This is a genomic window from Prevotella sp. P3-122, from assembly GCF_002251365.1.
Lineage (GTDB): Bacteria > Bacteroidota > Bacteroidia > Bacteroidales > Bacteroidaceae > Prevotella.
On the sequence record NZ_NPJH01000082.1, the window covers coordinates 48,780 to 68,394 of the forward strand.

The 19,615-nt window shown below is 49.0% G+C and carries 17 protein-coding genes and 1 pseudogene; 6 read left to right on the plus strand and 12 right to left on the minus strand.

The annotated features are described in order from the left end of the window. Nucleotides 1-777: 777 nt before the first annotated feature. Nucleotides 778-1,632, minus strand: a complete 855-nt coding sequence (locus CIL02_RS13455) for a hypothetical protein (RefSeq protein WP_094402482.1) — start codon at nt 1,630-1,632, stop codon at nt 778-780. Nucleotides 1,633-1,799: 167 nt separating this feature from the next. Between CIL02_RS13455 and CIL02_RS13460 the strand changes: the two genes are divergently transcribed. From CIL02_RS13460 to CIL02_RS13480, 5 genes and pseudogenes are all read left to right on the plus strand, one after another. Beyond that, the gene (locus CIL02_RS13460; protein ID WP_371589489.1) at nt 1,800-4,193 is read left to right on the plus strand and encodes a mechanosensitive ion channel family protein; all 2,394 of its coding nucleotides are present in this window, start codon (nt 1,800-1,802) and stop codon (nt 4,191-4,193) included. 87 nt (nt 4,194-4,280) lie between these two features. After that, nucleotides 4,281-5,057 carry a 3-deoxy-8-phosphooctulonate synthase gene (gene kdsA / locus CIL02_RS13465; RefSeq protein WP_094402485.1) on the plus strand — a complete coding sequence of 259 codons (777 nt, stop codon included), beginning with the start codon at nt 4,281-4,283 and terminating at the stop codon, nt 5,055-5,057. Further along, the gene (locus tag CIL02_RS13470) at nt 5,058-6,032 is read left to right on the plus strand and encodes an SIS domain-containing protein (protein ID WP_094402487.1); all 975 of its coding nucleotides are present in this window, start codon (nt 5,058-5,060) and stop codon (nt 6,030-6,032) included. After that, nucleotides 6,029-7,288, plus strand: a complete 1,260-nt coding sequence (locus CIL02_RS13475) for a phosphatidylserine/phosphatidylglycerophosphate/cardiolipin synthase family protein (RefSeq protein ID WP_240513707.1) — start codon at nt 6,029-6,031, stop codon at nt 7,286-7,288. Before CIL02_RS13470 ends, CIL02_RS13475 begins: the two co-directional genes overlap by 4 nt. An 84-nt stretch (nt 7,289-7,372) precedes the next feature. After that, a pseudogene (locus CIL02_RS13480) lies at nt 7,373-8,491 on the plus strand (YhcG family protein). Between the two features lie 357 nt (nt 8,492-8,848). Here the strand turns inward: CIL02_RS13480 and CIL02_RS13485 are convergent. Together CIL02_RS13485 and CIL02_RS13490 are read right to left on the minus strand one after the other, a co-directional pair. After that, the gene (locus CIL02_RS13485) at nt 8,849-9,442 is read right to left on the minus strand and encodes a response regulator transcription factor (protein ID WP_094402594.1); all 594 of its coding nucleotides are present in this window, start codon (nt 9,440-9,442) and stop codon (nt 8,849-8,851) included. A 48-nt stretch (nt 9,443-9,490) separates the two neighbouring features. Beyond that, nucleotides 9,491-10,447, minus strand: coding sequence for a LuxR C-terminal-related transcriptional regulator (locus CIL02_RS13490; RefSeq protein WP_094402488.1), 957 nt, complete (start codon nt 10,445-10,447; stop codon nt 9,491-9,493). 144 nt (nt 10,448-10,591) lie between these two features. Here CIL02_RS13490 and CIL02_RS13495 point away from each other — a divergent pair, with 144 nt between their 5' ends. Continuing rightward, nucleotides 10,592-11,734, plus strand: a complete 1,143-nt coding sequence (locus CIL02_RS13495) for a Rid family hydrolase (RefSeq protein WP_094402490.1) — start codon at nt 10,592-10,594, stop codon at nt 11,732-11,734. On the opposite strand, the gene CIL02_RS17015 is transcribed toward CIL02_RS13495, so the two are convergent. From CIL02_RS17015 to CIL02_RS13540, 9 genes are all read right to left on the minus strand, one after another. After that, nucleotides 11,735-12,142, minus strand: coding sequence for a 2-amino-4-hydroxy-6-hydroxymethyldihydropteridine diphosphokinase (locus tag CIL02_RS17015; protein ID WP_094402491.1), 408 nt, complete (start codon nt 12,140-12,142; stop codon nt 11,735-11,737). It lies immediately after the preceding gene. Nucleotides 12,143-12,151: 9 nt separating this feature from the next. Then, nucleotides 12,152-13,339 carry an ABC transporter permease gene (locus CIL02_RS13505; RefSeq protein WP_371589492.1) on the minus strand — a complete coding sequence of 396 codons (1,188 nt, stop codon included), beginning with the start codon at nt 13,337-13,339 and terminating at the stop codon, nt 12,152-12,154. Between the two features lie 37 nt (nt 13,340-13,376). Then, nucleotides 13,377-14,021, minus strand: coding sequence for an ATP-binding cassette domain-containing protein (locus CIL02_RS13510; protein WP_094402494.1), 645 nt, complete (start codon nt 14,019-14,021; stop codon nt 13,377-13,379). Next, nucleotides 14,021-15,361 (minus strand): DUF4836 family protein, encoded by a 1,341-nt coding sequence (locus CIL02_RS13515; protein WP_094402496.1) that lies wholly within the window; start codon nt 15,359-15,361, stop codon nt 14,021-14,023. The genes CIL02_RS13510 and CIL02_RS13515 overlap by 1 nt, the downstream gene beginning before the upstream one ends. A 37-nt stretch (nt 15,362-15,398) precedes the next feature. Continuing rightward, nucleotides 15,399-16,124: a 16S rRNA (uracil(1498)-N(3))-methyltransferase gene (locus tag CIL02_RS13520; protein ID WP_094402497.1), complete on the minus strand. Its 726-nt coding sequence runs from the start codon at nt 16,122-16,124 to the stop codon at nt 15,399-15,401. Further along, nucleotides 16,121-16,666, minus strand: a complete 546-nt coding sequence (locus CIL02_RS13525; RefSeq protein ID WP_170935102.1) for a UvrB/UvrC motif-containing protein — start codon at nt 16,664-16,666, stop codon at nt 16,121-16,123. Before CIL02_RS13525 ends, CIL02_RS13520 begins: the two co-directional genes overlap by 4 nt. Nucleotides 16,667-16,685: 19 nt before the next feature. Next, a complete protein-coding gene (locus tag CIL02_RS13530; RefSeq protein ID WP_094402501.1) occupies nt 16,686-17,918 on the minus strand; it encodes an MFS transporter in 1,233 nt (410 codons plus the stop codon). Nucleotides 17,919-18,024: 106 nt separating this feature from the next. Further along, nucleotides 18,025-18,744, minus strand: a complete 720-nt coding sequence (locus CIL02_RS13535; protein ID WP_094402502.1) for a DUF3256 family protein — start codon at nt 18,742-18,744, stop codon at nt 18,025-18,027. A gap of 59 nt (nt 18,745-18,803) precedes the next feature. Beyond that, complete coding sequence (locus CIL02_RS13540; protein WP_141210240.1) at nt 18,804-19,289, minus strand: hypothetical protein; 486 nt, start codon at nt 19,287-19,289, stop codon at nt 18,804-18,806. Between the last annotated feature and the right edge of the window lie 326 nt (nt 19,290-19,615).

Consider the following 19,615-nt stretch of genomic DNA (forward strand, 5'->3'; position numbering starts at 1 on the left):
TATTGAAAAAAAGTTCTCATTAATTCAACGAGTACCGAATGTCAGATAACAAAGAGGCTTAAAACTATTGTTCAAACTAAGTGAAACTAATGTTTCAAGGTGGGTTCTATTAATTCGCTTTGTCAGATTTTGGATTTATTATCGAGGATAAATTGTAGTTGAAGAGGGAGTGTGTATTTCGGGAGAGGATGGGACTCCTAAATGAAAGCAATGCTTTGCGTAGGCAAATGCAAAGCTTTGCGTGGACGGATGCAATGCTTTGCGTAGGCAAATGCAAAGCTTTGCGTGGGCAGATGCAAAGCTTTGCGAGAGCGGATGCAAAGCTTTGCGGGAACGGATGCAAAGCTTTGCGTCTTAGATGGGCAAAACTGGCACGGAAATTCTCAGTCCTATTCTGGATAAGAGTAAATGGTGGAAAGACTCACCTGACGGCTACAGTAGTCCCCAGGAAATTTCTGCCGATCTCTCTAAATGTCGGATTAAGCAAAAAGTGTGGAGCCTTTATAGGGCAAAGACTCCACAAGCCAACCCTCCAAAGCCACTTTGGGGCATATAGAGAACTGACTTTTTCCTGTCCTCATCTGATTACCTTGCCACAACAGGCATCATGTTGGCGAGAGGCAGGAATATCTATTCTAAAAAAACAAAGATCTGACTATTAAAAGACAATTAGCTATCCGTTTGCAAATATAGAAAAAAGCCTGAATAGCTCAATAATCCTTTAAGTAGAATTAACATATTGAACACAAAAAAGCCCAAAGTATTCTAATGACAATATTAGAAATAATAATTTATGAGACCATCAAGAGGGGATTTCTTTATTGTTCCAATCTTATATTGTTCAATATCAGCGGCCTTACGAAGCTGAAATTCAAAAGCGTTGGCCACGCCTCCGATAAAGCTTACTGACAAATCCTTTCTCTGGTACGGAGCGATATTAAGACGGAAAAAAGAACAAAAATTCTCCACAACCATCATTTCCAACTCTGACTTTTCATTTACATATTTACTAATAAAAGGAACTATTGAAGCAAGAAACCTATTGGCCATGGGTTGTCTGTATATACGATCGATAACGCCAGCATAGTCAAGGCTTACCCAAGCAAGGAATTCATCACGCAAGTCTGCGCTCAGCCATCCCTTGAAAATACCATTTAGGAAAGAACGGCCAAGCACCGCACCACTACCCTCGTCACCAAGAATATAACCCAGCGGCGGAGTGTTGGATGCTATACCGTTGCCATCATACAGACACGAGTTGGCACCTGTTCCGAGAATGCAGGCTATGCCCGCAGTCTTGCCAAAGAGCGCCCTTGCAGCACCCAGCAGGTCGTTGTAAACCTCGAATGTAACTCCACAGGCTGCCAGCTCATCATTGAGTAACGACCTTAGCAACAGGGCTTTAGACTCAGTACATCCGCTGCCATAGAAAAAGCCTTCTGTTTTATCCTTGCCAATTAATGCATTGAAAAAAACAGGACTACATAATTCGTCATGGATAATCCGCCGTATCGTTTCCTCTGTCTGATGAAAGGGGTTAATACCTTGAGTTTGTATGGTGGCCACCACCCTACCCTCCTCGCACAGGCACCAGTCGGTCTTAGTGCTTCCGCTATCTGCTATTATTGTCATTTCTTCTTTTTTGTGTGCAAAAATAAGGAATTAATTCCTAATATATCATCGAAATTCATTAATTTTGCATTCAATTATTGAATAAAATGATTTCCGTGACACCAAGACAAGCTATAAGACTGTTACTTATGCAAAAAAAACTATTGCTTTTGATGCATGTCATCATTATGATGGCATCACCATCATATGCGGTTCTGAAAGAGAAGAACATCGACAACACGCTGTCGCTTCTGCGACTTGAGCTTACAAGCTACCGTATCGAACTGGAGCGACAGTCGGGAATTATGAGGGAACAGCAGAAGCAGGTGACTACCACCATGCTGTCTGTGATGAACAAGAGCAGGCAGAACTCCCTAATGCTCTACTCTCAGAAAAATGGTTTCATTTTCGACCTCACATACGCCTGTCACGAGGCAACTGAACAGTATCATGAGTTCCAGAAGAACGTGCGTCCCTTCCGTCAGTACATAAATACTGCCGATGTGGAGATATCACGCTACGACAGCCTCATCAACGAGCTTAGCATGATGAATAAAATCGGACTCTCAGAGAGGGCGAAAATTGACCGCAATGTCTGTCTTACACTTGCCGTTAACATCAGGCACACGCTCAGCGACAACCGCAACCAGATGCAGGACTACATCAAGATTTACAATCAGACTGAGGAAAGGCTGAAATACCTGAACACGTACGCCAACAAACGATATAGCGACATACAGCAGAGCATATTCAGCAACCGCGGCGACAACTACCTAAAGATACTCTCCAACCTTGGCCACCAGCTTAGCGAGACCACAGAGACGGTATCGTCAAAATACAGGCCACAGAAGAAGGTGCAGTCCGACTGGGACAGCCGCATCATGCTCGGCCTGCTCTGCATAATCATTTTCGGAGGCTTCATAGCCGTGCTCATAAATTTCGTCATCATTCGGTGGATTATCCGCAAAGCCACACTATACGAGCGTCTTGCCATTTACAGGGATACGCTTGAGCGCAAGCTCACCTGCATCAACCTCGCCATGTCCGTTGCGACATTTGCGCTCATACTGGGTGCTGTCAGGATGATTGTGGAACAGAACTTCCTCATCATGGCCAGTGGCCTGCTCATAGAATACACCTGGCTCATGGAGGTTATAGTGCTGTCACTGATACTGCGCCTCGACGGCAAGCAAACACGCAACGGCTTCAAGATCTACATGCCAATTATGGTTATGGGATTCCTCGTCATAGTCTTCCGAATAGTGCTGGTACCAAACGACCTCGTCAACCTTGTATTCCCACCAATACTTTTGGCTTCCATTATATGGCAATGGAACAGGATAAAGAATTACAGCAATGGCATAGAGAAGTCAGACCGCTACTACTCCTATATCTCCCTGTGCGTATTCGGTCTGTCCACAATATTCTCCTGGATTGGCAACACCCTGCTGGCCGTTCAGATACTCATATGGTGGGTAATGCAACTTACCTGCATCCTTACTATCACCTTCCTGCGCGGATGGCTCCAGAAATACTCCGAAAAGAAGAAAATCGCCAACAAGGCTATCACCGGACGCTGGCTCTTCGATTTCGTATACGACGTTGTGCTGCCCGTTCTCTGCGTGGCATCCATCATCGTGTCTATCTACTGGGCCGCTGATGTCTTCAACCTCAGCGACACCACATGGAGCATCTTCCGCAAGTACTACATCGACGAAAAGGGCTTCCGAGCCAGCATCTTCACCATAACTTTGGCAACAGTACTGTACTTCCTGTTCAAGTACGTCAACAACACCGTTACTGAGCTGGCACGGCTACACTTCGAGAATGTCGACCATGCTACAGCAGCCACACGATTCGTAATGGCCAAGAACATAATACAGGTCGTTGTCTGGGGAACATGGTTGCTCACCGTACTTGCCGTCTTCCACGTCAGCAACACATGGCTTGTGGTCATCTCCGGTGGTCTCTCCACAGGTATAGGATTTGCCTTGAAGGACATCATCGAGAATATATATTACGGCATATCTCTCATGACAGGACGCATCAAGGTTGGCGACCTCATAGAATGTGACGGCGTACGCGGTACCGTAAGCTCCATCAGCTACACCTCAACAATGGTCAATACCGTCGACGGATCCGTAATAGCTTTCCAAAACTCACAGCTCTTCACCAAAAACTACAAGAACCTTACACGCAACCATGGCTACGAGCTTGCCATCATCCCAATTGGCGTTGCATACGGCACTGATGCCGCCAAGGTGCGCGAGCTGCTCACGAGCGCTATAACCAAGCTCACATGCCGCGACAGGAGAAAAGAGGTCAAAGTAGTATTCTCGGGGTTCGGCGCAGACTCCATCGACTTCAAGGTTCTCGTATGGGTGCCCGTTATGACAAGAACCTATGCTAATGGAGAGATTATGGAAACCATATACAACTGCCTGAACGACAACCATATAGAGATACCATTCCCACAACGTGACATCCACATCATTGCGCCCTCAGCAGGAAGCCCGACCTTCGCCGACGATGAGGACGAAGCAATGAAGACCATAAACAACGGCAAGCCTCAGGGAATGTGAGAAACGCCCCGTGACGTTTAAATAAGTTAAAAACTTCTTTGTCAGACATATTTTCCGTAACTTTGCATTCATATCATACGAGAAACCATGCTACAAGCAAAAAACCAGCCAAAGCCGACATTCATAGCCGGACCATGCGTCATAGAGTCGGCAGAACTGCTCGATACCGTGGCAGCACGCCTTGTGGACATCAACCACACACATGGCACAGACATCATCTTCAAGGCTTCGTTCGACAAGGCCAACCGCACAAGCATCCACTCGTTCCGCGGTCCGGGATTGGAGAAGGGATTGCAGATGCTCGCCGACATCAGAGACAGGTACGGCCTGCGCGTCACCACCGACATCCACGAGAGCTGGCAGGCCAAGGCGGCTGGACAGGTGTGCGACATCCTACAGATACCTGCATTCCTTTGCCGCCAGACCGACCTGCTTGTGGCAGCCGCACACACAGGAGCCATAGTCAATATCAAAAAGGCACAGTTCCTCAGTGGCAATGACATGCGTTACCCAGTAGAGAAAGCACTTGAGAGCGGTGCCAAAGAGGTATGGCTCACTGAACGCGGCAACTGTTTCGGCTACAACAACTTAGTTGTAGACTTCAGAAACATCGCAGACATGAAGGAGATAGTACCCATGGTCATCATGGACTGCACACACAGCGTACAACGACCATCGGCAGGCAACGGCAAGACCGTCGGCGACCGTAAGTTCGTACCTTCCATGGCGTTGGCAGCCAAGGCGTTCGGTGCCACGGGCTATTTCTTCGAGGTTCACCCAACACCAGACTCCGGGCTGTCAGACGCAGCTAACATGCTCGAATTGGACCAGCTCGAAAACCTTATAATCAAACTGCTACAGTAAATGACAAACGACAATCCAGTAAAAGAAAACGTCCGCCAATATGCCATACAGTGCATACGCGATGAGGCCGAAGCCCTTCTGGAGCTAATTCCGCAGATAGACGACAACTTCGATGCCGCCGTAAGCATGATGTTCAACTGCCATGGCAAGATCATCATCACCGGTGTAGGCAAGAGCGGACATATAGGCGCGAAGATAGCAGCAACACTGTCCTCGACAGGCACCCCCGCATTCTATGTCAACCCACTCGACATTTTTCACGGCGACCTTGGCGTAATGACATCCGACGACGTGGTGCTCGCACTGAGCAATAGCGGACAGACAGACGAGCTGCTGCGCTTCATTCCGATGGTCAGACACATGCACGTACCATTAATCGCCATGACAGGCAATGAGCACTCCCTGCTTGCAAAATATTCAGACATACATCTGAAATGCCGCGTCACAAAGGAGGCATGTCCTCTGAACCTGGCCCCGACCAGCTCCACTACGGCAGCCCTTGCCATGGGAGACGCAATAGCCATAGCACTGATGCAGGTAAGGAAATTCAAGCCACGCGACTTCGCACAGTTCCATCCCGGAGGAGAGCTGGGAAAGCGGTTGCTTACCACTGCTGCTGACGTGATGCGCTCCGATGACATGCCGATAATACCCGAGGACATGCACCTTGGCGAGGCCATCATCCATGTGTCAAAGGGCAAACTCGGCCTGGGAGTATCATTGTCTCCCGACAACACAGTAACAGGACTCATAACAGACGGCGACATCCGGCGCGCCATGGAACGTTGGCAGGCACAGTTCTTCGACCGCACGGTGTCAGACATCATGACCCGCACGCCAAAGACTGTACTTCCCACCACCAAGATAACGGAAATATTGCGCATAATGCACAAATATAAAATTCACACGGTTCTTGTCGTCGACACCAACCAGCACCTCGTTGGCATCGTCGACCATTACAGTTGCATGATTTGAGACACATTATTATATATATACTGCTTGCGCTCCCGATAGCCACACATGGACAGTCGAGCGACAGCATTCTCTACGGCAGGATGCGGGAATGTGGAGTCACATTCTCGCATAATAATGCTGTTTGCCTGCTCACCAACGGACAGGAGAAATTCGATGACATGTTCACGGCCATCAGGCAGGCACGGCACTCCGTCCATCTGGAATACTTCAATTTCCGCAACGACTCCATAGCCTCGCTGCTGTTCGACATCCTTGCCCAGAAAGTTACCGAGGGAGTAAAGGTACGGGCACTCTTCGACGCCTTCGGAAACTCCAGCAACAACCGTCCGCTAAAGAAGAGCCATATCACAGAGCTGCGCAGGCGCGGCATAGAGATATACGAGTTCGATCCCTTGCGCTTCCCATGGATCAACCATGTATTCTCCCGCGACCATCGCAAGATTGTGGTCATCGACGGAGAAATCGGATATACGGGCGGCATGAATGTCGCCGACTACTACATAAACGGCACCGAGGTCGTAGGCTCATGGCATGACATGCACTGCCGCATCGAGGGAGAGGCCGTACACACCCTACAGAGCATCTTCCTGAAAACATGGAACATGGTGACAAGGCAGAACATACATGGCCCAGAGTACTACAGGTCGTTTAGGCCCAGCGGACATTTTCAGGAACTCAAGCAGGACACTACCACCACGGCCTACCATAAGACCGTCGGCATCATAAACCGCGAGCCCCGCACATCAAACGAGATTATCAGGGAATTCTACTACACTGCCATAGACGCAGCCAAAGACAGCATAAGAATTATCAACCCCTATTTCACGCTGAACCGCAAGCTTAAGCGCAAGCTTGCCGCTGCAGTACGCCGCGGCGTAAAAGTGGAAATCATGTTGTCAACAAAGAGCGACATTCCGCTCACCCCCGACTGCGGTTTCTATAATGCCCACAAGCTGATGAAGAAGGGATGCGACATCTGGCTCTACACACCGGGATTCCACCATACCAAGATTATCATGGTCGACGGGAAATTCTGCACCGTTGGCAGCGCCAATCTCAACGCGCGCAGCCTCAGCTGGGACTACGAGGCCAACGCCGTAATCATAGACAAGCCAACGACAAAACAGCTCAACGACCTCTTCGACAAGGAGAAGAACGACAGCTTCCTGCTAACCCCAGACAACTGGAAATCATTTCGCACCCCATGGCAACGGTTCCGTGGATGGTTTGCCCATCTGCTTGCGCCCGTCATCTGACCAATGCGGCAGCAGGGCGAATCGTAAGAATTTGACGCACAACCGAGAAATAATAGTAACTTTGTAAACGAATTAAAGAAAAGTATGGTTAAGAACACAAATATACAAGTGGTTGATAACTTGACGGATAATTTTCGAGGTTATGCGGCATTGCTTTGCAAAATCAAACAACGGGTACTGCTTGCCCAGCAACGAGTAATTTATGCCGCTAACGAAGAAATGCTTCGGATGTATTGGGACGTTGGCGAAATGTTACAGCAAAGCCAAGATGCTGACGGTTGAGGCAAGAAAACCTTGCAACGGTTGGCTGCGGATCTGAAGAATGATTATTCCGAGATAAAGGGCTTTTCTGTACGCAATATGCAGTGCATGATACAGTTCTTTAACGAATATAATCAGGAACTTACGATGGTGAAAGGGGGAGTTTTTCCAATTACGCAACCAGTGGTTGCGCAATTAGGTCAATACAATTTCGCACTTCCCATAAAACATTTATCATGGGCGCATAACCTCATACTTTTACAGCAGGTCAAGGACATTCGCGCACGTTATTGGTATATGGTGCAGAGTATCACTTCCCATTGGTCAAAACGCTATCTGCAAGAAGCTATCAAACTTGATGACTACGGCAAACATGGAGCGTTGGCAAACAACTTCACTGAAACCCTGCCCGTACCGGAAGCAAATGATGTGAAAGCCATGCTCAAAGACCCGTATATATTCGATATGCTGACTTTTACCGACCAATATAATGAGCGTGATGTGGAAATCGGTTTAGTGAAGCATGTAGAAAAATTTCTTTTGGAAATGGGAGCCGGATTCGCTTTCATGGGTAGGCAGTATCACATAGAGGTATCGGGCGATGATTACTATATAGATATACTGATGTACAATGCTTTTCTGCATCGCTATCTGGTGATAGAGTTGAAAGACACGGAGTTTATGCCGGAATATATCGGCAAACTGAACTTCTATTGTTCAGCCGTAGACGATATTCTTTGCCGTGAGGGAGATAATCGAACTATCGGGTTATTGCTTTGCAAGAGCAAAGACCGTATTAAGGCTGAATATGCCTTGCGTGATATTCAGAAGCCAATCGGCATATCCGACTACGAATTGGGGCAAGCCCTGCCGAAAGACTTCCGTGGCAGTTTGCCTACGATTGAAGAGATTGAGAAAGAACTGGAGTTTAATGGTCAATGAACTAGGGTGTACAGTTTGATGTGCAAAAATCAGTAGCAAAGAAAGGACAAAAGTGTTATTTGTCCTGCTATTATCTACGCTTTTGCGCTTACAGCGCGCATGGACAATGCCACCTTACACCCAGGGTGTCGCTGCGCTCTACCCTGGGCTGTGTGCTTCTGCGCTTACAGCGCGTGCTGGTCAATGTATTTTCTGCGAACAAGTAGTCAGAGTAAATCAGGAACAGTCCCATTTTGGGTACAACAAACTGGACACCCTATACAATAAGACAACAATAGATAACCTTACACTCGAAGCAAGAGAAGAGGAAGAATACCTACTTACCATGCCCTGCAAGGGGGGGGCGAAGCAAGATACTCAAATCCTGTTGATATCCACGAGCCCGTGCATTACAGCATAGATGGTGAGGGCGGATACAGTCTTTACACCGAGTTTCTCCTGAATATTCTTCCTGTGGCTGATGACGGTGGTGAGAGCGATGTTCAGTCTGTCGGCAATTTCCTTGTTCATCAGTCCCTTGGCTATCAGCGACAGAACCTCTATCTCGCGGCTGCTGAGGATATTGGCTTGTGCGTTATGTGGCATCTCCGGTAGGTGCTGGCCACGTCCGTGCGCATGCTGCTCCAGAGCAAGAACCGCCCTTACGAGCTGCTCCTCAGCGACATTGGTACAAATGGTGTGGAAATCAGCAAGCTGCGCATGGTCGAGCGATGGAGACAGCACAATGGTCTTGTTATGCCGTTCGGTGAAGAACGCCCTGTTCTCGAGCACCACGCTCATGTTTACGAAATAGTGGACATAGCTATCGGGGTGGTTTGCCTGAAGTTCGGCAAACGAGCCAAAGGAGACAACATCCATTATTGGCATCACCTCCTGCAAAATATGTCGCAACCCCATGGCCGAAAGTATATTCTGGTCAACAATAGCGACGGTTGGTCTGTGGGAGTTCATCATTATGGCAGATAATTGGCCACAAAGTTAGCAATAATATGTGAGATATCATAATTTGACGCTTGAAATATCAACAAGATTGTTGACAATGGCATAGATGGTGAGCCCTGCGGGCGAGTGTATCTGCAGTTTTCGTGCTATGTTTCTGCGATGCGTTATGACGGTGTTGACAGAAATGAAGAGATGGTCAGCAATCTCCTTATTGCTCATACCCTGGACGAGTGCCACGATGACGTCGCGCTCTCTGTCGCTAAGAGACTCCTGTATGTCGGGCGACTTGCTTATCATCTTGGTAATCTTCTGCGTGACATCGTTCTGCCTCATCTTGCGCTCCATGTTTCGTATTGCAGGCACAAAGATAAAGTCCTCCACCTGTGAGTGCTGCGCCAGCCACTCCTCGCAGTTGTAGATGTCGTAGAGAGTAGCTGAGAGATAATTGTTGTGCAGTCCGTCTGAAGGCAGGTATTTGATGAGGATGTTCTTCAGCTCCTTTAGTTTCTGGTCTATCTGCAGGTGGTGTTTGGAGAATGTCTCTATATCGTAGTCGGGCAGTGGGTGACCGTCGATGAGCGACTCCACGTAGGGGAAGAGGTTTTTCTCCTCATATACCATGTGGTTGCGGATGGTGTGGGCATAATCGTCGTAAAGCTTCATTATGAGCTTTGCCAGGCTGTCGTTCTCGTCAAGAGCCTCAGACAGCTCGTTGCGTATGAATGGCAGCTCGAAGCCAAGGTAGTATTCGTGGCTTGCCTTGAGATATTTCAGCAATGTAGGCACAGATAGTTTCTCCACCTCATCGTTAGAGCGATAGCCGTTGATGGTAAAGTTGACCACGGCCAGGAACGTCTGGCAGTCCACTCCCTGTTCCTCGCACACCTCCCTAACGGTCTTGTCTCCAAAGCCGAGGCTGATACCGAAGGAGCCAAGACTCTGAAGTATATTGTAGTTGTCACGGATAATCGAAACGAGGCTGTCATCGGCCTCATACATCTTTTGATTCTTCATAACGACGTATAATATTGCAATGCAAAATAACAAAAAAACTTCCGAACAAACAAGCATTTTCAGCAAAATACCAAAAAATGAGTATAGAGTAAAATGCAATATATAGAAGAACAGAGCGTTAAATAAATAAAGAGAGATAAATTAATGACATACGGAGAAACTATTATCTTAGAAGACACCCAAATAGAACTTTCCGAGTTCTCTGCCACGAGCAGGGAATGGCATGCGATTATACACACTACTGGAACGCGCAAGCCGTTTGCCCATCAGGTCTCAGACCTGCGTCACGGTCTGAGCGGGCTTCTATCGCTGCTGCCCTCCACGGCAGTTGCTATGTTCGCCCGATGCCATGTCAGCGATGCTGCCAATCAGTCGGCAGTGCTCCGTCAGGGACTCTTGGAGCTGCTTGACTGTCCATTGTCCATTATACAGCAGCCACCCCTTGACGGTTCCAAGGCTGCCCTGTGGATATATTTCGTTGACCAAGGCTCGGCAAGGACACTTCACGATGGCACATACGCCGTTGAGCATGGATCCTACACACATCTTTGGCACACAGACACAGGACAGGCCAACGGCGACCCATACATGCAGACGAGGACGGCAATGGAGAATTATGTCAGAGTGCTGGAGGACAACGGATGCTCGCTGGCAGACAACTGCCTGCGCACGTGGCTCTTCGTGCATGATATCGACAACAACTATCCTGGTGTGGTAAGGGCACGCAACGACGTCTTCGGCCAGTACGGACTGACCAACGACACCCACTTCATTGCAAGCACGGGTATCAATGGCTCGGTTGGACGGCAGGGTGTATTGCTCAGTATGGACACCTATGCCGTCAGGGGACTTGCTGACGGACAGGTAAGGTACCTGTTTGCTGCATCGCACATGAACCGCACGTCTGACTACGGAGTGAGCTTTGAGCGTGGAACAGCCATTGAGTATGGCGACAGGGTGCATGCCCTGATTTCAGGCACGGCCTCGATAGACAACAGGGGGCAGATAGTATATCCCGGTGACATAAGAAAGCAGACGGGAAGGATGTGGGAGAATATATCGGCCCTGCTCGACGAGGCAGGCATGGACATAGACGCTGACACGGCATCGATGAATGTATACCTGCGCGACACGGCTGACTATGCTACGGTGAGAAAGCTCTTTGACGAGCGTTTCCCCAACAGACCAAAGAACATACTGCTGGCTCCTGTTTGCCGTCCGGGATGGCTCATAGAAATGGAGTGCATGGCAGTGAAAGACCATCGCTCGGGTTTCCCCGTTTTCTGATTATCCCTCACCACAGTTTCCCTCAATATTGTGAACACCCATCTCAGACATAAGGAGCTTGAGGTATGGGCGTTCCCAATCGTCTATATGGTGGCGGATGCCGTCATACAGTATCAGGTCGACATCAATCTTTATCCTACCCTCCAGACGTTCCTCATGCGTGCTTCCCATAAGTACCTCTATTCTCTTGGCCATTTCCGTGACCTCCGATGTCGTCATCGAGGTGGTGGCAAGGCACAGGCAGTTGAGGAAGCAGGGGCCGCCGATACCGATAGGCTCCGTGGACAGCACACGGCTGAAACGGACGTTGCCGAGCTGGCAACGCAGTATGTCGCATACCTTGCCGATATTGGTGGCGGCGTCAGTATTGGAGCCAAGGGATAATATAATTCTATGTTCCGTCAGTATTGCAGAGAGTTAAGAGGCCAGACGTACTATCTTCTGACGTATGGCAAGGATGTTGAACACTGTGACAACGAGAGTGAGCAGCAGTCCGCAGGCCAATCCGGGCAACAGGCTTCCGTCGGCAATGTCGGGGAAGAGCGCTATGAGGATGTCCATATAATATGTGCGGACGACAAAGAGCAGGGCCAGCGCCATGACGAGGACTCCAAGGTTGAGCCAGATGGAGAGCAACTGGTAAGGACGGGCAACTCTTGCAGGGCTATAGCCGATGAGCAGCAGGTTCTGAAGCTTAGTAGAGTTCTTCTGCACAAGAAGGAAGATACTCAGCATGAGGATATAGAAACTGAGTACGGAAATCACTATGCCCACAGCCATCACCATAGTCACCATCATGCGCAGGAAATAGGTTGTCTTCTCAGCGTCGAGCTTGTCGGCATCAACGTCATACCCCTTGCGCCCGATGTATTTCGCTATGTTCTCGTCAGCAGGGTTAGCCACCTTCATTACGACACGCGTAGGCTCAGAATGCTGCCCTGGGGCATACTTTTCGTTGGACCATTCCATAAACGACTGTGGAACAAGAATGGTGTTAAGCCGGCTGGAGAAACCAATAACACGTCCGCGCAGACAGTCTTCGTGACCATTGCCCTTGAGGAAGAGTGTGAAGTCAATCATTCCCACCAGCCCCTCCGACAGCTTGGGCAACGAGCGGCTCTGGGCGAAGCCGAAATTATACATCGCCATATACGAGCGTGGCAATATGATGGGTATGGTGTTGTCACCAGGCTTGTATTTCCAGCTGTTTAGCGGTACGTCGACAAACTCATCCGGCACGCTCTCAAAGAACAACTCCGAATTGAGCACGCTAAGTCCGTTGACGCTCATTCGGGCATCCACCTTGTATTCCGTCGATGTGAACACCCCTACGGAAGTGGCAAACTGCTGCCTGGCAATATCATCTACATCGGCATTGCTGAACGTATTCTCACGGCTTCCCATAAGGTCGGCAGCCCCTACTTTCTTGCTCATGATGATATAGTCGGCCTTCATGAAGCTGTCTTCAGCCGTAAACACTGGTACGACATCGCTGTAGAACTGATACCCCAGCATTACTATCAGCATGCCGCAAAGGTTGGCAAAAAAGAAACCCACAAACTGTGGGACACTAATATGCTGTCTAAGTAATTTCCAAACTAACATTACATTATTATATTTAGGAGGTTCAATGGACATCACCTCATAACCTCAAAACCCTATCGTACTCGAGCTGCATGTGCTTGCCGATGCTTGTCACTATCACTCCTGCTCCCTGCCTGTGTGCCTCTTCCATCATCAGCTGGGCCATGACTGCGGAATTGTCATCATCGAGATGGCTTATCGGCTCGTCAGCAACGATGAAGTCGAAGGGCTGTGCGAGAGCACGCATAAGGGCTACACGCTGCTGCTGCCCGAACGACATCTGCCCCACCCTAACGTTGCACTTGTCAGCTATGCCCAGACGGTCGAACCAACGCAGAATCTCCTCCTTACTCTTATAGTCTGTCAGGCGGTTCTTTATCAGAACATTCTCCAAGGCAGTAAGCTCAGGGAAGAGCCGCAGTTCCTGGAAGAGCATGCTAACCTGCGATGTGCGCACCATGGTCCAATCGCGGGTGCTGAATTGCCTAATATCACTGCCGTCGAAAAATATCTGACCGCTATAGTCATGTCGGTAACCAAGAATATAGCTGCAAAAAGTACTCTTTCCCTTACCGCTTGCCGCCTCGACGAGCGTCAGGGTATTCTTACTGAATATAAGTTCCTGCCTCCACACCTCTGAGTGGATGTCCGGACATTTTGAAAATACTTCCGGCAGGACGGACTTGAATTGTATAGTCTCCATTATTTCTGAGTGTAAACAATGGTTTTGAAGTTTCCGAACACGGGCGAGAGCACAGACGCTACAGCAGAGGCGTTGCCCCCCGTGAGTGCACCGATATTGATGACAAGCGCCATTTTCTGACCTTTCACCTTCTGTTGCAAAGCTTTTGATATGGGTGTTTCCGACTGTCCGAGCAACGCCATTGCGTCCTCTGGGCTACTGCCACTATAGAACTGCTTGTCTGCTGACACTCCAAAGCAGAACGTAGTCTTTCCATCGGTATACTTATATGCGTTCTCCTTCCAGTCGATAATCCTTCCTCCCTGCGGCACGCTCTGCTTCCAGTAGTCAACATCCGAGAGCCATCCTGCATGAGCCAGCTCGGCAGCCATCGACATTGACAGACGGTCGTCGAGATATTTCGGAGTAATAACGGCCATATCACCATCGACACTTTTTATGATGTTGTCCATGTCGATAGCAGCATTTATTCCGGCAAGCATGGCCTGCAAGCTGCGGTTGGAGCGCATAAGTTCTATGAATTTGTTACCGTCTACATTGACAAACAAACCCATAACGGCATCCGACGGCATGGCGGAGAGATAGCGTCCGGCAATGGGACGATATACGGTATGCGCCTCCCTGATGGCCTTGTCTATTTTCCTGTTGAAAGAGAAGGTGGAGCCATCTACAAACATCACTCCTGACTTAACACTCATCTCAGCAGCTATCATCACTTGTGAGGCATCAGCATCCTTGGGAACACCAAGCATGAAGGGCGTGACGAACTGGTCGGGCAAGGCATGTGCCTGTGCTACCATGGCCATTGGCGAGGATAGAGAGTCGAGCTTTGCAAACAATGGCGTTGCAGCAATGCCGTTATCCTCACTCTGCGACAGATACCGTGCCATCCGGTTCTGAAGCTCTGGCGCGGCAGCGGCAGTAACAGGTCCCATGACAAGCAGCGCATCATCGGAGAAGCCCACGAGCCACGAGCCGTTAACCATTGCAAAATCATAACCGCGCTTGCTGACAACCTCGCATCCCGCCTTGGCCAGTGAGGAGCGAAGGTTGCTGGCATTGTCTACACTGGCACATAATCCCATGTTGCCATCGGCACACTCAAAAAAATAAATCTTACGAGAGACATCAACACCGCAATCGCCATAGCTGGAGACTTTGAACAATGTCTTCAGTACAAAGTTGTTGTTGACGCCAGTCATCTTTGCAAGATCTACAGAAATCAGGGCTGTGCTCTCAGACGGAATAGTGTTGATATAGTCTTTATTGGAGCATGCTGCAAGTACTGCAACCCCCACAAGAGAGAGGCAGTGCAGCAGCGTTTTAACAAAATTATTCATAACAGCCAGTACATTTATCGTTATCCATATACATCTCTTATTCCTTGCGCAAGGCCAACTGCGCCATTGTCACAGCCAACAGTCCTGCAGTCTCGGTGCGCAGACGGCTGTTGCCAAGCGTTATTGACTGATACCCCTTGCTAATGGCCAACTGTACCTCATCAAACGAGAAGTCTCCTTCGGGTCCCACGAGAATAGTCACTTTCTCGTCCTTGGGCATGTTCTGCAGGTCGCTGAAAAGGTCTATTCTCTCAATCTCCTCATAACAATGTGCTATGTACTTTCTGCCCTCGCGTGGCTGGCTGACAAATTCCTTGAAGTTGATAAAGGAGTTTAGCTGGGGTTTCCATGGTTTCCGACTCTGTTTTACAGCCGCCACAGCAATCTTGTCCAACCTCACAGTGCGCATGGACTTGCGTTCTGAAAACTTGCAGTTAAGGAAACTCATCTCGTCGAACCCTATCTCCGTCGCTTTTTCAACGAGCCACTCCACCCTGTCCATCATCTTCGTCGGTGCCATGGCAAGGTGTATGTATCCCGTCCATCCTTTCTGTTGCGGTAACGCTTCCTTGATTTCGTACATACAATGCTTAGTCGCCGCGATGGTTACCTCGGCTCTGTAGAAAGTACCATCGCCGTCCATGAGAAACATCTCATCACCGCTCTTGAGTCTGAGCACCCTAAGGGCGTGCATGGCCTCGTCCATAGGCATCTCAGTCTCGTTGGCCGCATTCGGCACGAAGAAAAACCTGGTTTCTTTCATTTTGTTCTTCTATTTATCTCATCGCGTAATAGCGATGCCAATTCGTAATTCTCAGTCTCGATGGCCTTGTCGAGCTCCACTTGCAGCAGCTTGCAGTCAAGGGTATTGAGCGGCACGGCCAAGTTGCTCCCTTTCTCCACTGGCATGCTTTGGCACATGAAGAGGTCGAAGTCCATATATATAGGTATCTGCCCTTTGCTAATGTATGACAGCAGGATGGCCTCGCAGCCGTACATAGGGAAGACAGAGCCAGTAGTCACCTCCCTCAGCTCCACATCATAGCAGCCGTCTGTGATGCCAGTAATCCTCACCTCATAGTTCTCGTCACTATGGCGTAGAAGCAATCGTAGCAGCACCTCGGGCAACAGCTTGGTCGCATCCTTGACACCTGACAGACGTAGCGAGAACTGGAAGAGCGTCTGATTGTCTCCTGTGATGTTAATCTGCCTTGTTCCATCGTCTGTGACGAGTGTAAGCAGTCCTATCTCGTCGTTGCCGACAATAGTCGATACCTTCTGGAAGTGCAAGCTAACCACTCTCATAGCCATATCTCACAGTTCCTCAAACCGACTTTGGTCTGAAACACAGGGCAAAGGCCACGCCTACCACCAGTGCGTAAGCAGCAAAGATAAACCAGCATGGCTGCCAGTCGGTAACGCCGTCAACGGTATGCGCATTGACGATAGCCTGTGCGGCCAGCGTGCCTATAGTGGCACCGATACCATTTGTCATGAGCATGAACAGTCCCTGAGCACTCGACCGAAGCTTGTGGTCTGTAGTATTGTCAACAAATAGCGAGCCGGAAATATTGAAGAAATCGAAAGCCACACCATAGACTATCATAGATAGTACGAACATCCATACGCCGCTGCCGGGATTGCCCAATCCGAAGAGTGCAAACCTTAGCACCCATGCAAACATGGCTATGAGCATGACGTTCTTGATGCCGAAACGCTTCATGAAGAATGGTATCAGCAATATGCAGAGCGTCTCGCTCATCTGTGACAGTGATATAAGGATGTTGGCATGCTGCACGCCGAATGTGTCGGCATACTCAGGAATAGCCTTGAAGCTCGTTATGAAGGGATTGGCAAAACCGTTCGTAATCTGAAGACTTACTCCAAGCATCATTGAGAAGATGAAGAATATAGCCATCTTCTTCTGTCTGAACAGGGTGAAAGCCCTAAGCCCGAAAGCGTCAACAATACTCTTCTTAGAATTGTCATTGCTTACGGCACAGCTGGGAAGGGAGAAAGTGTAGAGAAACAGAACTATGCCAACAATACCGGAGGTGACAAACTGATAGTGGCTGGCCTGGAAGCCCATAAGGTCGACAGCCCACATAGTGCATATAAAGCCTATCGTTCCGAATACCCTGATGGGCGGGAACGCCTTCACCGTGTCAAGCCCGGCATTTGTCAGGGCACTGTATGCCACGGAATTGCTCAGAGCCAGTGTGGGCATGTAGAAAGCCACGCTTAGGGAGTAGAGGCTGAAGAGCACCGCAAAGTCTGTGGATGCTCCAGCACTGTTGGCATAGTATGCAGCACTGAACATAAACAGGCCCGCAACAAGGTGGCACAGGCCAAGAAGTCTCTGTGCCGGAACCCAGCGGTCGGCAATGATACCCATAATGGCGGGCATGAAGATAGAAACTATACCCTGCATGGCATAGAACAGTCCTATTTGCTGTACCATACCGATATTGACAAGGTATGTGCCCATGGAAGTCAGATAGGCTCCCCATACAGCGAACTCCAAGAAGTTCATTAAGGCCAAACGAAATTTCAACATCTGTGCAATAATATTAAATGTGATTGCAAAGATAATAAAAAAATCAAGACGGGCAAGCCATATGGAGTGATTTTTTCCTAAAACAATGCTGCTTTATGCCATCAGGCTACCAAACGAAGCGTTGCCCGTTCCAAGTCAAGCGTCTGCAAGAGGCTATGGCAGCCATTGCCGGACGGTCGTCAATGCCCTGCATCGGTAAAGACAGGCTTAGGTCTATATGTCGTCCATCGCAGGACATCACCGCGCCCACAAGGGGTACCCTCACCAGCGTCATCAGCTCGCCATAGCGTTCAGGACTTATCGTGTCGGGGCGCACAACAAGTTGCTGCCACGACTCTGAGAGGCTGTGGAAAGGCAGGTAGGCAGCAGCATCGAGCGGCTGCCAGCAGGGGGTATAAAAATTTATCTCGCTGTCAGGCTCAGGTCCCATGTATGTTCTTAATACGCAAATCACGCTATCGCTATCCCCGCACGGCAGCAATGAAATTGCCATCTCACTCGATGCAGATATGGTGATATGTAGGTAATCAGCTGTCAGAGTGTCCATGACGCTATTGCTGCCAAGCATGTTCTTCACCTCTGCCTTCACCTTGTAGTCCACAAGGTCGAGCATCTCAAGGCGGCGCACCCTGTCAATGGCAGGTACGATGCTGTCGGGAACCGTCTGCCACACATCACGTATACCGTCAGCCCACAATGGGAGGTCTGCCATACATGCCATGAGGAGAATAAAGGCAGAAGCCATCTGCCCCCTCCATCTCCATGCCAATGTCCGGGCAAAAGACAATCTGCCCTTCTGATTTAAAAACTTTACAATAATTCGCATTTATCTCTTATTCTCGTTAAATTCTCCACGCGGCAATACACCGTTGTATGGCGCAAGTGCTACTGTTTGCGGAAAGCAAATGGTCCGAATCGGAGCTGCGTAGACCATGCGCCCTTGTACGGGGAAGCATATATGGTAAACAAGTGTCCAACATCTAATGGCGACTTTCCTCCCTTATAGAACGGCGTGCCATCATCCTCCAAATCACGTGTCATTGCATGCTTGTCACCCATTACCCTGGCAACGGCCTTCACGCTCTGAACGGCATTGGCCTTACGGCTTTGGCGTTTGTACATGCGAACCTCGCTGAGCTTGCCGTCATCGAACAAGAAAAACACCTCGTCCCATACCAGTCCCTCATACAGAGTTTTGCTGTAATACAGGTTTCCTTCCGTTGTGGCATTAGGTTTGCCAAACTCTTTCTCTACGGCCGTCAAGGCCTCTTTGTAACCCACCCCAAACAACGAAGCGTCTATTGTCTGCGCATCCATGTGTAGGGGCGTTGCCAGCAGCAAGGCCAGCATCATTTTTTTCGTAATACTCATAAAAATCATAATACAACTATTGTTTCTTTTTGTTTCCCTCATGCTAAAGAGTTACACACCCTCTTTACAACAAATGGTTGGGCCTGTAAGGAAGGGCATTTCTCTTTTGGTTTGCAAAATTAATCAATAATTGCGAGAAGGCAAAACTTTTATGGGCAATTTTCGAAAACAACATGTCTGAGCGCATGTGGTAATAGACATAAATGAAGGCGCCATTCCCCGCAAACGTTTCGTGGGCGGTTGCAATGCTTTTGTCTGAGATGGTTAAACACGAGAATATAGCATCGAAGCATTCACGCCATACAAAGGTCAAGTTGCTCTCATAT

What these genes read in the sequence shown, in the direction of transcription:
- CIL02_RS13510 (WP_094402494.1), bottom strand. Translation starts at nt 14,021, where the DNA reads ATGGAGACTATACAATTCAAGTCCGTCCTGCCGGAAGTATTTTCAAAA.
- CIL02_RS13455 (WP_094402482.1), bottom strand. Translation starts at nt 1,632, where the DNA reads ATGACAATAATAGCAGATAGCGGAAGCACTAAGACCGACTGGTGCCTG.
- CIL02_RS13530 (WP_094402501.1), bottom strand. Translation starts at nt 17,918, where the DNA reads ATGTTGAAATTTCGTTTGGCCTTAATGAACTTCTTGGAGTTCGCTGTA.
- CIL02_RS13505 (WP_371589492.1), bottom strand. Translation starts at nt 13,339, where the DNA reads ATGTTAGTTTGGAAATTACTTAGACAGCATATTAGTGTCCCACAGTTT.
- CIL02_RS13535 (WP_094402502.1), bottom strand. Translation starts at nt 18,744, where the DNA reads ATGCGAATTATTGTAAAGTTTTTAAATCAGAAGGGCAGATTGTCTTTT.
- CIL02_RS13540 (WP_141210240.1), bottom strand. Translation starts at nt 19,289, where the DNA reads ATGAGTATTACGAAAAAAATGATGCTGGCCTTGCTGCTGGCAACGCCC.
- CIL02_RS13520 (WP_094402497.1), bottom strand. Translation starts at nt 16,124, where the DNA reads ATGAAAGAAACCAGGTTTTTCTTCGTGCCGAATGCGGCCAACGAGACT.
- CIL02_RS13485 (WP_094402594.1), bottom strand. Translation starts at nt 9,442, where the DNA reads ATGAACTCCCACAGACCAACCGTCGCTATTGTTGACCAGAATATACTT.
- CIL02_RS13525 (WP_170935102.1), bottom strand. Translation starts at nt 16,666, where the DNA reads ATGAGAGTGGTTAGCTTGCACTTCCAGAAGGTATCGACTATTGTCGGC.
- CIL02_RS13495 (WP_094402490.1), top strand. Translation starts at nt 10,592, where the DNA reads ATGACATACGGAGAAACTATTATCTTAGAAGACACCCAAATAGAACTT.
- CIL02_RS13470 (WP_094402487.1), top strand. Translation starts at nt 5,058, where the DNA reads ATGACAAACGACAATCCAGTAAAAGAAAACGTCCGCCAATATGCCATA.
- CIL02_RS13490 (WP_094402488.1), bottom strand. Translation starts at nt 10,447, where the DNA reads ATGAAGAATCAAAAGATGTATGAGGCCGATGACAGCCTCGTTTCGATT.
- CIL02_RS13460 (WP_371589489.1), top strand. Translation starts at nt 1,800, where the DNA reads ATGATGGCATCACCATCATATGCGGTTCTGAAAGAGAAGAACATCGAC.
- CIL02_RS13515 (WP_094402496.1), bottom strand. Translation starts at nt 15,361, where the DNA reads ATGAATAATTTTGTTAAAACGCTGCTGCACTGCCTCTCTCTTGTGGGG.
- kdsA (WP_094402485.1), top strand. Translation starts at nt 4,281, where the DNA reads ATGCTACAAGCAAAAAACCAGCCAAAGCCGACATTCATAGCCGGACCA.